Below are 13,058 nucleotides of genomic sequence, written 5' to 3'. Positions count from 1 at the left end.
GGACATTGGTGGCGGTATATCTCGAACATTTTGGCCTCTCACAAGCCCCTTTTGGTTTAACACCAAATACCGGTTTGTACCAAGCCTTGTTGCCTCATGACGAAGCTATTCAAGTGTTGCAAACGGCGCTCAAATCGGGTGAAGGTTTTATTAAAGTAAGTGGTGAGGTGGGCACAGGTAAAACCCTGTTATGCCGAAAACTGCTTAATGAAATGAGTGATGATTACCAGTTTGCTTATCTGCCAAATCCTTGCTTATCTGCAGAGCAAATTCATGCGGCGCTAGCCAGTGAGCTAGGTTTGCAAGTGGATGCGGCAGCGTCATCTCATAGTGTATTAGAAAGTATTCATCATCACCTAATTGATTTAGCCAGTAAGCAGCGCCCAGTTGTACTGCTTATTGATGAGGCGCAAGCCCTAAGCGATGAAGCCTTAGAGGTGATTCGCTTACTAGGTAACTTAGAAACAGAGCAGCGCAAGTTGTTGCACGTGGTGTTATTTGGTCAGCCAGAACTTGATGAGCGCTTGGCTAGCCAACAGTTACGTCAATTACGCCAACGCATAACCTTTTCTTATCGCTTACGGGCTTTAGAAAAGGATGAAGTGGCCAGCTATATTCAGCATCGCTTGCACTTAAGCGGCTATCGAGGCGGCCCTTTGTTTACTGCTGCTTCCTTAAAGATGCTTACACGAGCTAGCCGCGGGATCCCTCGATTAATCAATATATTGGCCCATAAAGTATTAATGCTTTGTTATGGTCAGGGCGCTCAACAGGTTAGTGTGAAAATGGTTAAACAAGCAGTGGCTGATACAGAAGATGCGGTAAGGCCACAAAGCCAAACTACCTGGTTAGTTCTTGCTGCAAGCGCCTGTGTCGCAGTTGCGGCGGCTGCATGGTGGAGTTTGTCACTATGAGCGTAATTAACCAAATGCTAAAAGATCTGGATAAACGGCAAAATAGCAATCCGCAAAGCATGTCTCCCTTGGTTGAAGACAGCGGCAAAAGTGCCAGAGCTTATATACTAATGGCTTTAGTATTAATCGCCTTGGCTATCTCGGCTTGGTTAGCACTGCGTTATTTTAAGAATATTGAAGTGGGCAGTGACGTTGAAGTAGTGGCTGAAGCAACTCAAAAAGCTAATCCATTGGCCGTTTCATCCGAAACTGAACAGTTACAAGCGGTGGCCGAAGCCATTGATGTAGAACTGGTCGAGCCAATCAACCAGACTGCTACACCGCAGGCTTTAGTTAGCGAAGATGCTAATTCAGCCGAACAATCTGGCCTTGAAGCCGACCCAAATAAACAGGTGGCTCAGCCTACAGCTGCAATAGTTGTAACGGCGCCTAAAGTTGAGCCAACAGTGGCAGTGGAAACAACTTCTCAAGTGCTTGCCGAGCCTGAAACAAAACAAGCGCCAAACAATAAGCTGGTGGAGGCTAAAGCAAAAGAGCCGAAAAACACTGAGCTCACTAAAGCTAAGCAGCCATCGGCTGAAGCTAAAGACAAGCCGCAAGCCGAGCAAGAATCAACGCTAGAGATTAAACCTTTAAAGCTTACCCGTGAGCAGCAAGTGGCCTTATACACTAGCCGTGGTTTTCAGGCTTTAGATAAAAATCTACCGGACGAAGCCCGCAAAGAGTTCCAAAAAGCCTTGCAGCTTGACCACCAAGCGCATGAAGTGCGAGAGCAACTAGCAGCCCTTATGTTTGGTCGCGGAGAATTGCGCTCTGCCGTTAGCTTGCTTGAAGAAGGTTTACAACTAAGCCCAATGCGTGGCTCGTTTAGGGTGATGTTAGCGCGAATTTTTGTGCAGCAAGACAACCTAGCTCAAGCAATTTATTACTTAGAAAGTGCTGAACCTAGCATAATCGGCAATGTAGATTATTACGCCATGTTAGCGGGTTTAGCGCAACGCTTAGATAAACAGGAGTTGGCTTTAACTAGCTATCAAAAACTGGTTAAGCATGAACCTTCACGCGCCCGCTGGTGGCTGGGTTACGCCATTGCCAATGATAAGCTTGGCAGTTATCAAGAAGCCTTAGCCGCGTACCAGCAAGCCGAACTTATGGGACAGCTTTCCAGTAATTCTCGCGATTTTGTGGTAAATCGCATTCGACAGTTGGAGCAGTAAACGATGGCACAACCCAAATTACGAATGCGCTTAGGTGACTTGCTGGTTAGCGAGCAGGTGATCAGTGAAGCCGATTTAATGAGTGCCTTAGCGCAGCAAAAACAGTCGGGTCGAAAACTAGGTGCAACCTTAATTGAGCTTGGAGTGATTGCCGAGGTGCAGTTGCTGGAGTTTTTAGCTCGTCAGCTAGGTATCCCGTTTGTTGATTTAGCGCAGATTTCGGTAGATGCCAACGCTGTTGTGTTATTGGGCGAAGTGCATGCTCGCCGCTTGCGCGCATTGGTGATTCACAAAGATGGCGACGTGTTAACCGTCGCTATTTCCGATCCCGCCGATCTCTCGGCAATTGACACCTTAGCATCGTTGTTGGCTCCTCATCAGCTTAAATATGTGGTGGCAAGGGAGTCTCAGGTTGTTGAAGCCTTTGACCGTTTTTATCGAAGAACCCGCGAAATTGAAGGTTTTGCTCAAGAGCTAAAAGAAGAATATGCCAGTAGCGATGAGTTTGATATTGGTCTTGCTACCGCTGATGATGAGAGTAACGAAACCACCGTTGTTAAGCTGCTTCAGTCCTTGTTTGAAGATGCGGTTCAGGTGGGCGCTTCAGATATTCATATTGAGCCAGATGAAAAAGTACTGCGAATACGTCAACGGGTAGACGGCGTGTTGCAAGAAAGTGTGCTTAATGAGGTGCAAATTGCCTCGGCCATGGTGTTGCGCTTGAAGTTGATGTCGGGCTTGGATATTTCCGAAAAACGTTTACCTCAAGATGGCCGTTTTAATATTAAAGTACGTGGCCATTCCATCGATGTACGTTTATCAACAATGCCTATTCAGGCCGGCGAATCAGTAGTGATGCGTTTGTTAGATCAATCGGCAGGCATATTGTCGCTTGAGCAAACAGGTATGCCAGCCGACATTATGGAGCGTTATCGTCGTCAGCTTCATCGCCCTCACGGCATGATAGTGGTAACTGGCCCAACAGGTAGTGGTAAAACAACCACTTTGTATGGTTCCTTGAGTGAGTTGAACCAGCCTGAGTCGAAAATTATTACCGTGGAAGATCCGGTTGAGTACCGACTGCCACGGATTAACCAAGTACAAGTAAACAGCAAAATTGGCCTCGATTTCTCCAATATTTTGCGTACAACTTTGCGTCAAGACCCTGATATTTTGCTGGTGGGGGAGATGCGTGACCAAGAAACCGTGGAAATTGGCTTGCGAGGCGCATTAACCGGTCACCTGGTATTAACAACACTGCACACCAATGATGCGATAACCAGCGCCTTACGTTTAATCGATATGGGTGCAGCGGGTTACTTGGTGGCAAGTTCTTTAAGAGCGGTTATCGCCCAGCGATTGGTTCGCCGACTATGTGAAAACTGTAAGCAGGAACATACGAGTTCACTAGAAGAAAAAGTTTGGCTAGAGCACATTAGCAATGAAGATTTAAGCCAACAGGTCTTCTACAAGGGGCACGGTTGCCAAAGCTGTAACTACACTGGCTACAAAGGCCGAATTGGTGTGTTTGAGATGCTTGAGCTCAATGACGCAATGATGGAAGGTTTGCGTAGAGATGATCCCGATGAGTTTTCTAAGGCTGCAAAAGCCTCGAAAAATTACCGCCCCTTGTCATTAGCTGCTTTAGATTACGCTAAAAAAGGGGTTACTGCGGTTGAAGAGGTGCTGCGTTTGGTAGAAGAAATTGACGTTTATGGCAGCGTTACTAATGCTCAGGAAGATGCTCAATAATGGCTTTGTTTCGCTATCAAGTTCGCGATAGCACTGGTCGCCTGATTAATGGCGACATTGAAGCTGCCAATCAAAATGCTGCGGCAGAGGGCTTGCTGCGCCGTGGGCTTACCCCAATTAAAATCGCAGAGGATAAAGGCAAGGGCGAAGGCTTAGGCTCTTTAGATGTTAGTACTTTGTGGGAAGGGCGAATAAAGCTTGATGAGTTAGTGGTATTTACTCGACAAATGTATTCGTTAACTAAGGCTGGCATTCCAATAATGCGCGCCATTAATGGCTTAGCCGAAACCGCTCATAGTAAGCTTTTACGTCGCTCGTTGGCTGGCGTATCTGATGCGTTGAGTAGCGGGCGAACCTTGTCTACCGCCATGGCGGAGTACCCTAAAGTATTCTCTCAATTGTTTGTGAGTATTGTTCATGTTGGCGAAAATACCGGTCAGTTAGAGCAAGCATTTTTGCAGCTGTCTCAGTATCTTGAGCTTGAAATGGATACTCGTAAGCGAATCAAAACGGCGATGCGTTATCCCACTTTTGTGATTTTGGCAATTGTTATCGCCATGGTGATTCTAAATATTTTCGTGATCCCCCAGTTTGCTGAAATCTTTGGCCGTTTTAACGTGGAACTGCCTTTAGCTACAAGGATCTTGATTGGCACCTCCAACTTTTTTGTTAACTATTGGCCCTTGTTACTGGTGCTAACTATCGGCTCGGTATTTTTGGTGCGCTGGTATGTCAGTACTCCCAAAGGCCGTATGTTATGGGACAAAACGCGATTGCGCTTACCAGTTGTTGGCTCGGTGATAGAGCGCTCGTTGCTGGCTCGTTTTTCGCGCAGTTTTGCGATGATGGTGGGAGCGGGGGTTCCGCTTAACCAAGCCTTATCCTTAGTGGCTAGCGCCGTTGATAATGCGTTTATGGCTGAGCGAATTGTTGAAATGCGCCGCGGAATTGAGCGCGGCGAAAGTTTGCTGCGTAACGCGATTGCCAGTGAGTTATTTACACCTTTGGTATTGCAGATGATCTCGGTGGGTGAAGAAACCGGGCAAGTCGATGAATTACTTACCGAAGCTGCCGAGTTTTATGAGCGCGAAGTAGACTATGATTTAAAGAGCTTAACAGCGCGTATTGAACCAATACTGATTACAGTGGTCGCAGGTATGGTACTGATTCTTGCACTTGGCATCTTTACCCCAATGTGGGACATGATGCGCGCGGTAAGAGGTGGTTAATTGAATCAGCATGAGTTATTGGACAACAATCGCTCGCGCTTCAGTTGGCTTGTGACCTTCTGCATAGTTTTATTAGTTGTATTATTGCTTTTAATTAGCTTTATTAGGACAATTAATCAAGCAGAGCAGCAAGTCGTAGAAGAATATGCTCAAACTTGGGTGAGGCAATTGGCGCAAGTTCATGGTTTGTGGATAGCTAGATTCCGCCCTGAGCAGCTGGAGATAAATTTATACCAGCGCGATGCACTTAGCGGTGAGCAAAAGCCGTTAGAAGTAATACGCTTAGCGATGAGTAAAGCGGGGTGGCCTAAGGTTGCATCAAACCAGCAGTGCCAAGATTTGTGGCGTGACATGGTTGGCGCTGAGCTTAGTGGGCAAGGCAACGCCGTGACAGCGGCCTATAAAAACCAGCAATGCCATTATGAGTTTTTAGGTGTGGCCATACTGATATATGACCCGCAACAAGGTTTGATGACAAAGGAATGGCTGTAAAGCCGATTTAAGAGGTAGTCTAACAGTGACAACAATTTCTACGGTATCAAGATCTACAATGAGACAAGCTGGCTTCTCGCTGATTGAGTTGGTGATTGTAATTGTTATTCTGGGCATCTTAGCTGCTACCGCTTTGCCGCGATTTTTAGATGTAACAGAAGAAGCTAAGGTAGCGAGCTTAGAGGGCGTAGCCGGTGGTTTTGCCACTGGTGTCTCGTTAGCCCGCGCTCAATGGGAGGCAGAAGGTCGCCCTAGTGAAAATGGCAAAAATGCCGTTATTTATGATACTCAAAAAGTGTATTTAACCACGCCTACTGCAGCGCAAATAAGCAATGGCAGTGTTGCTCCTGGTTATCCTATGACTAGCGACGATGAAGACGTGGACCCTGGTACTTTATCCGGGGATAAGTGCTTGAAAGTGTGGGACGCAATTTTACAAAATCCAGCCCGCGCTACGGCTACCTTCTCTGAGGTAGCTAACCAAGGTGATTATTTCAAGTATTACACCACGGTAACGGGAGCCGCAGAGGAGACTCGATGTATTTTCTATCAAGTAAACTCTTTGGCTAAAAATAGTGACGGTTCCTACGTGGATCCTGGTAATGATGAAGGTTCATATAACAATTTCACGTATCAACCAGCCGCAGGGCGGGTTTTTACTAACATTCCTAACTAACGATTTATAAATCAATAATTTTCTAAGGATATAGAAATGAAGGTAATTAAACAGCAAGGCTTTACGCTAATCGAATTGGTGATTGTGATTATCATCTTAGGTATTTTGGCAGTAACAGCCGCACCTAAGTTTTTGAACTTACAAACTGATGCGCGAGTTTCAACCTTAAGTGGTTTAGAGGCTGCGCTGAAGGGTGGAGCTAACTTGGTATATAGCAAGGCAGCTATTGCAGGTGTTGAGCGCCAACCTTCTGATTCGGTTTCAGACTCTGGAAATACCATCAATACAGTGTTCGGTTACCCTGAAGCAAACGCAAGCTATCAATTTTGGGTAGATGCTAACACTAATGACTGGTGGGCCGATCCTCAAGGCACTACAATCACTTTTCGTCCAAGTTCAGTTGCTTCTGATGCGAACTGTACTGTAGTGTATACTGAAGCGGCTGATGCCAATACTCCGGCTACAACAGCTATTGGCTTAACCGACGGTTGTTAATAGTTTAAAAGGCTAGCTTCGGCTAGCCTTTTATTTACTCTCGTAGACATTGGAGCTTCCGCGAATACCTCATCCTAAAACCTCCGGCTTTACCATTATTGAGCTGGTGATTACGCTCATCTTAATTGGCATTCTTGCCATCACAGTTTTACCTAAGTTCTTTCGCGGTGGCTTTGCTGAAATTAGCCTGCGGGAGCAACTATTAAGTCGCTTGCATCTTGTGCAAACCCAAGCCATGAATCATTATCAAGATTGCTTTTTTCTGCAAGTAAATACTGACAACTATTTCTCTGGCGAGTTGTCTACCGATGGTAGCTGCGCCAATACATCTCCTCCTTTGGAAGCTGTTTCTTATTCTAGCGATTTGTTGGTCAGCCAAGGAACGATTCGTTTTGACGGGATGGGACGAGTAAGGCTTGCCGATTCATCTTTGTGCAGTCAATTTCCTTGTGTGATAAGCGTAGAAGGCGATGATACTCACACTATTATCATAGAATCAGAGGGCTATATTCATGCGCCCTTATAAGCAGCCTTTTGCTGGTGGTTTTACCCTTATCGAATTAATTGTAGGCATTGTTGTGTTGGCCATATCGTTGGTGGTGATAACCTCTTTTCTAGCACCACAAGCGCTAAAAAGTGTTGACCCAGTTTACGAGGTGCGCTCGGCCGAGCTTGGTTCAAGTTTAATGAATGAAATCCTTGGCAAATCATTTGATGAAAACTCTGATCACACCGGAGGAGGGCTTTGGCGCTGCAGTGAAACTGGGCAGTTGAGCTGCACGGCAGCTAGTGATTATGGTCCTGAAGGAGAAGACCGTGGGCAATACAATGATGTAGATGACTATCACACCAACGGCAACTTCATTACTATCGATGATAGTTTAGGAGTTGATTTATCGGATATTTATCGTAATTTTTCTTACCGAGTTAACGTTGATAGCAGTGATCATGGCATCAATGCAGCCAAACGTATCGACGTAATAATAAGAGCTCCTAATGGCATCGATTACGCCTTTAGCGCTTATAGGTGGAATTACTAATGCGCCGCATGCAAGGTTTTACCTTAATTGAACTGGTTATTACCATGGTGTTGTTGGCGATTTTAGCGATTGCTACTAGTGATTTCCTGCGCACTGGTAGTTTGATATACCGCCAAGGCGCAGACCGCCAAGTATTGTTGGGTGAAGCGCGTTTTGCCATAGAGCGTTTAAATCGCGAGCTACATAACAGCTTACCAAACAGCGCTATGCTTGGCCAAAATAGTGCTGGCGAAGCTAATCATTGTTTAACCTTTGTGCCTACCTTTTCTAGTCATACCTATATTAACTTACCGATTACACCTAGCAGCGCGGCTTCTGGCTCTGTCGTTACTTCACTCAACCAACCTGCTGTTACAGCGGCTGGCAATGCTTGGTTGGGGGTTTATGTATTAAGCAGTGATGAAGTGTTAACTGCCAATGGCGCCTTATTAGATGCTAATTGTACCGCAGCCACAGGCAAGGTGTTTTGTTTAAGCGGTATTGCAGCTGATGCTAGTTCTGGTGTTAGCACTATTAATTTTTCTGGTTCGATTAGTGTGAACACGGACTCACCGGCTCAGCGAGCATTTATATTAGATGAACCGATCCGTTATTGTGTGGAAGGTAGTAACCTGTTGCGCTTTCAGCCGGCTGATAGTGGCAATGGGGTATTAATGGCCAGCAAGCTTGAAGCAAACAGTGCTGTTCAGCCATTTCAAGTTACGCCTGCTAGCTTGACGCGAAATGGTTTGGTGAACCTTCGCTTGCGCTTTGTTGAGAATAGAGAAGTAGTGGAATTTAATCATGACATCGTCGTTCTTAATCAGCCCTAACATAAAGGCTTACCAAGCACTTCCTACCCGCCAAAGTGGTAGCGCTTTAGTGGTGGCTATTTTTGTTATTGTGGTCATGGCACTAATCAGCGTGGGATTAACGGCAATGATTCAAGACACCTCCCGCAATGCCGCATGGGATGTTCTAGGAACGCGTGCTGAGTTAGCGGCTTATTCAGGTTTAGAGCAAGCGCTGTCAGAACTATTTCCTCTCAACGTACCGGCAGCAACTTTGGGCCAATGCAGTAATGTGACTTCTGCACCTACTCTTAATGGTCAAGGGCTGTCGTCATGCGGCGTTACCGTGACTTGCCAGCAAAAAGACATCACAGAGTTGAGTGCGCGTTTCTTTGATCTTCAAGCTACTGGCCAATGTGGCTCTGGAGAGGTATTGGTCCAGCGTAGCCAAAGTATTCAAGCAAGGAGTGCCTTATGAAGTTGTGGTCCTTATTTGCGAGCTGTTTAGGCATAAGCCTTCTGCTAGGAGCTCAGCCTGTTCAAGCGGTTGAGTGTCGAGAGGTGTTTTCTAGCCCGATTGCATCGTCACAAAACAATGCTCGCTTAGAAATTAATTGGCTGTCTAGAATTTATGGTTCTAATCAAGGTCGCTTAGATATCGACCAAGTGGATAATCAAGATACCTCTGGGGATACCTGCCCAGATGCTAATACCGATTGTATCCCTAGTGGAGATCGAGCCAGCTCCGGTAATAATGTTTCCATCGAGAAAATAAACAATGGCCAATCAGTTAATGCCGGTTATCAGCAAAGCGTGGTATTAGGCAGCGGCAGCTACGATACGAATAACTTTGCCGATGTTGAAGGTGGAACTCAAAGTACCATCACTTTTTCAGCTAACCAAGATGAATATTTTATTGAAAATATAAACCTTGGCTATCAAAGCACTTTAAATCTTTATCCTGGGACTTACTGGGTTGATGGAAGCTTTTCAATAGGCTCGGAAGCGACCCTCCAAGTATTAGGAGGTAGCGGCACAGTAAAGATTTTTGTGAAAGGGGATGTCAGTGTTTTCTACCAAACTGAAATTAATCAGGGAGGTGACCCTCTACGCCTAGCTATTTACTCTCGTGAAGATATTAACCTGGCAAATGAGACTAAATCTGCCTTTATTGCTTATGCTAGACGAAATGTCTCACTTGGCTATCAGGCTCAGGTAGACGGCGCATTATTCACTCAACAGCGGGATGTGATTTTAGCCAACGAAGTGCAAGTTCGTGGGATTAGCAATGCCGGAGAAGTCGATTTTGCACCTGTATGTGATGGCTCATTGGTTGAGCCTCTGCTATTACAGTTTGGTAATTCAGGTGCAGGTCAAAACGGTGGAACTGTCACCTTTGATCAAGCGTATCAGTCTAAACCATTAGTTTTTTTGATGACGCCAATGGATGCCAGTGACCCAAATAACGATGGTCCTGTGGCGGCGATTTTAACCAGCGTAATTCAAAGCAACGGTGAGTGGACTGGCTTTACTTGGGCTCGGCAAGAACCACCAGGCAATACAACGGCCTCAAAAAATATTCAAGCAGTTGATTGGATTGCAGTGAATGAAGGTGAACATTTTCTCGAAGATGGTACCGAGTTAAGAGCGGGCACCATTGATACTAATGAAGCTTTCCCCTTCCCAGATAGAAATTACTTCAATGTTGACATGCCGAACTATCTCACAGTAGTTTTGCATCAAATGCAATCACGTAATAACAACTGTTGGTTAACCTCAAACTCGGAGTACAACAATAACGGCATTCGCCTAGCGATAGATAGCAGTGAAGCCTATGACTTTCGATTTTTCTCTCGCTATTGTGTGTCGGACAATGCTTCAATCTATTACGAAGATTTACAGGATGAAACAGTCGCCTACCTTGCTACAGAGCCAACGGTAGGCGCTATAACTGTAGACAATCAGGTGGTCAATTATCAGTTTGGCAACTCTGTTACTCATGGCAGTGGCAGCAGCACTATCAACCCTGCAGCCACTTGTAACTACACCACCAGTTATCAAACTAATCTGTTTTCTACTCCACCTATCTTGGTGGGTAGCAAAAATGAGCGACGAGGCAACAACGGCGGTTGGTTAAGGCGATGTCAGCACAATGCTGCCGACTTTTCGATGATCACTGAAGAAGATCAATACCTAGATAACGAACGAAGTCACTTAGCGGAGGAATATAGCTATATGGCATTCGCCTCTAATTCTTCGGTGCAGGTGCCTGGCCTTAATATCTTTGCTGATAGTGCTGGGCTAACCTGTGATATCCATGAGGTGACTATCCAAGCGACTTTAGATGGGCAAATTGACCAGAACTTTCAAGGAACCGTTGGACTGAGTACTTCAACTAATCGTGGTACGTGGTCGCAAGGTGATGGTCAAGGCGGCTTGCAAGCTGGAGCCGACAACGGCCAAGCCAGCTATAGTTTTGTACCTAATGATTTAGGTGAAGTGACTTTGGGCTTACTACATCCCTTAGAAGGCGCAGTAACGCTTACTGTAGCCGATGGCGGAATTAGTGCCACTACTGTTGTGACCTTTAATGCCTATGGGTTTAAAGACGAGCTTATTGGAACCTGGGGAGAGAATCCACATAAAGCCAATACTGAGTTTATCCTCAAGCTTACCGCAGTGGGGAAAGACCCCGATGGCGGTGTTGGTTGCAGCCAAATCGCTAATTATGAAGGTTCCAAAGATTTGAGTTTTTGGACTGATTATATCCAGCCCACTTCAGGAACGCGGCAACTGGCTGTGCAAGACCAAGATAGCAATCAATTTTTAGATGTAGGCACTAGCCAAGGTGCCAATACCAATATCAAAACAGTATTTGTTGATGGTGAGGCACAGCTTAACTTGCGTTATCCCGATGTTGGCCGTTTGGGTATTAACTTTTGGGATGAAGAAGGCTCAACTGTTGACGGTTCAACCACCACCTTAATTGGAAGCACGACTGCAGAGCTAATTCCAGCGGGCTTTGTATGGCAGGATATAAAAAACCAAGCTGATGAAACCAGAGTGAATCCAACAACATATTTCACTAAAGCCGGTGATCCTTTTGTTTCATCGTTAGTTGCGGTCATCGACAACTGTGACATCACTAGTAAGGGCCAAGAGTGTCATGCTCCGAACTTTATTGCTGAGCCTAGTGAGCTGCTGCAGGAGGCCAGCTTAGAAAGTCCTAGTCTTCCGCCTGATCCAGAAAATGGTGTTGAAGGCGTTCTCGGTCTAGGCACCATCGATAGTCAATCGGCAGGTGTGATGCGAATAATTGATACTAATTATTCTGAGGTGGGAGACATAAATTACACTGGTGGAGTGACTTTATATTTAAGCTACCCTTTGGTTTATCCTGAGGGTACTGACATGACAGGGAAAATAGACTACCAAGTAGCAAAAGCTAATAGTGAAGTGGGAAGTTTCTATCCACATCATTTTGAATTAACCGTGGCGAGCATTCAAGCTGCCTGTTTACTTGGCGACTTTACTTACATTGGCCAGCAAGAGCAGCTAATTAGTTGGACCCTTGTAGCTGAAAATGCATTTGGTGCTACAACTAAAAACTATTCCGAGGGCAAATTCCAGGTAACGAATGTAGGCCGAAACTCCGATGATGATTGGAGTTTTGTTAGTAGCTCTGCGGTGGCGGGTTTTGATGATGGCTTTATGATAGAAGAATCTACCAGCACTTGGGCTGATGGCGTGTTTACCCAAACTGATTTACTTTCTGGCGTTGAAAAACCGGTAACGGTGCAAGCTCCGATAGTAGACGGTGCTATTAGCTTATTTTATCAACATAGCGATGCTGGCATTCAATCTACCGATGGCACTTATGTGTGTGTGGGAGATGATGATACTGCTTATAGCTGTGTGTTGGGTACTGCTCCAGAATTGCGCCATGGTCGCATTAAGCTTAATAACGGCTTTGGCTCAGAGCTTCAAGCTATAGCAGTTAATGGCGAATTGCAGTATTACGATGGCAATCAGTACATCCGAAATATTGATGATGTTTGCAGTAATTTCAATCTTCCTAGCTTAGAGTTTTTACCTAAAGTTGATTCCGACACTGCCCAAGTTGGTGGAGGCAGTTCTGATGTTTCACTTCGTTCTCCAGGCATCGCAGAGCAAGGCGTAATTTGGGTCGATTTTACTGCTCCGGGTGACAGCAATACAGGGCAAGTAGATTATTGGTTTAATTTAGACAGTAACCTTAATTGGTTACGTGAAGATTGGAATGGCAATGGTAGCTTTGAAAGTGCAGATGATGCTATTGGAAGTGGCCAAGTAACCTTTGGCGTATTTCGTCAAAGCGATCGGGTTATTGATCGCAGGATGCGTTATCAGTAGTGGATTGGTTGAAAAATATGCAATCTAAACCGAGGATTTAACCAAAGGCAGGTGATAGCCTTCACTATCCTTGGCATCTCT

General features: G+C 45.5%; 12 protein-coding genes. All 12 read left to right on the top strand.

Annotation, left to right across the window (positions count from 1 at the left end):
* The first annotated feature begins 8 nt into the window (after positions 1-8).
* Genes OAG1_RS18415 through OAG1_RS18360 form a run of 12 tightly spaced genes read left to right on the top strand, consistent with a single transcriptional unit; the run spans position 9 to position 12,977 of the window.
* Positions 9-914 (top strand): AAA family ATPase, encoded by a 906-nt coding sequence (locus OAG1_RS18415; RefSeq protein WP_016400716.1) that lies wholly within the window; start codon positions 9-11, stop codon positions 912-914.
* Positions 911-2,131: a tetratricopeptide repeat protein gene (locus tag OAG1_RS18410; protein ID WP_338622301.1), complete on the top strand. Its 1,221-nt coding sequence runs from the start codon at positions 911-913 to the stop codon at positions 2,129-2,131. The genes OAG1_RS18415 and OAG1_RS18410 overlap by 4 nt, the downstream gene beginning before the upstream one ends.
* A gap of 3 nt (positions 2,132-2,134) precedes the next feature.
* Positions 2,135-3,883, top strand: coding sequence for a GspE/PulE family protein (locus tag OAG1_RS18405; protein WP_016400718.1), 1,749 nt, complete (start codon positions 2,135-2,137; stop codon positions 3,881-3,883).
* Positions 3,883-5,112 carry a type II secretion system F family protein gene (locus tag OAG1_RS18400; RefSeq protein WP_338622300.1) on the top strand — a complete coding sequence of 410 codons (1,230 nt, stop codon included), beginning with the start codon at positions 3,883-3,885 and terminating at the stop codon, positions 5,110-5,112. The genes OAG1_RS18405 and OAG1_RS18400 overlap by 1 nt, the downstream gene beginning before the upstream one ends.
* On the top strand, positions 5,113-5,604 hold the full coding sequence (locus tag OAG1_RS18395) for a hypothetical protein (RefSeq protein ID WP_338622299.1): 492 nt from the start codon (positions 5,113-5,115) through the stop codon (positions 5,602-5,604).
* A 58-nt stretch (positions 5,605-5,662) separates the two neighbouring features.
* Complete coding sequence (locus OAG1_RS18390) at positions 5,663-6,280, top strand: type II secretion system protein (protein WP_016400721.1); 618 nt, start codon at positions 5,663-5,665, stop codon at positions 6,278-6,280.
* Positions 6,281-6,316: 36 nt separating this feature from the next.
* The gene (locus tag OAG1_RS18385) at positions 6,317-6,775 is read left to right on the top strand and encodes a prepilin-type N-terminal cleavage/methylation domain-containing protein (protein WP_338622298.1); all 459 of its coding nucleotides are present in this window, start codon (positions 6,317-6,319) and stop codon (positions 6,773-6,775) included.
* Positions 6,776-6,824: 49 nt separating this feature from the next.
* On the top strand, positions 6,825-7,301 hold the full coding sequence (locus OAG1_RS18380; protein WP_016400723.1) for a type II secretion system protein: 477 nt from the start codon (positions 6,825-6,827) through the stop codon (positions 7,299-7,301).
* Positions 7,288-7,815 (top strand): prepilin-type N-terminal cleavage/methylation domain-containing protein, encoded by a 528-nt coding sequence (locus OAG1_RS18375; RefSeq protein WP_338622296.1) that lies wholly within the window; start codon positions 7,288-7,290, stop codon positions 7,813-7,815. Before OAG1_RS18380 ends, OAG1_RS18375 begins: the two co-directional genes overlap by 14 nt.
* Positions 7,815-8,627 (top strand): prepilin-type N-terminal cleavage/methylation domain-containing protein, encoded by an 813-nt coding sequence (locus OAG1_RS18370; RefSeq protein ID WP_338622295.1) that lies wholly within the window; start codon positions 7,815-7,817, stop codon positions 8,625-8,627. The genes OAG1_RS18375 and OAG1_RS18370 overlap by 1 nt, the downstream gene beginning before the upstream one ends.
* Positions 8,599-9,063 carry a hypothetical protein gene (locus tag OAG1_RS18365; protein ID WP_338622294.1) on the top strand — a complete coding sequence of 155 codons (465 nt, stop codon included), beginning with the start codon at positions 8,599-8,601 and terminating at the stop codon, positions 9,061-9,063. Before OAG1_RS18370 ends, OAG1_RS18365 begins: the two co-directional genes overlap by 29 nt.
* The gene (locus tag OAG1_RS18360) at positions 9,060-12,977 is read left to right on the top strand and encodes a DUF6701 domain-containing protein (RefSeq protein WP_338622293.1); all 3,918 of its coding nucleotides are present in this window, start codon (positions 9,060-9,062) and stop codon (positions 12,975-12,977) included. Before OAG1_RS18365 ends, OAG1_RS18360 begins: the two co-directional genes overlap by 4 nt.
* Positions 12,978-13,058 lie beyond the last annotated feature (81 nt).

It is taken from the genome of Agarivorans sp. OAG1 (genome assembly GCF_037076485.1).
Classification (GTDB): domain Bacteria; phylum Pseudomonadota; class Gammaproteobacteria; order Enterobacterales; family Celerinatantimonadaceae; genus Agarivorans; species Agarivorans albus.
Note: the sequence above shows the minus strand (reverse complement) of the source record. Positions and strands in the feature narration are given on the sequence as shown.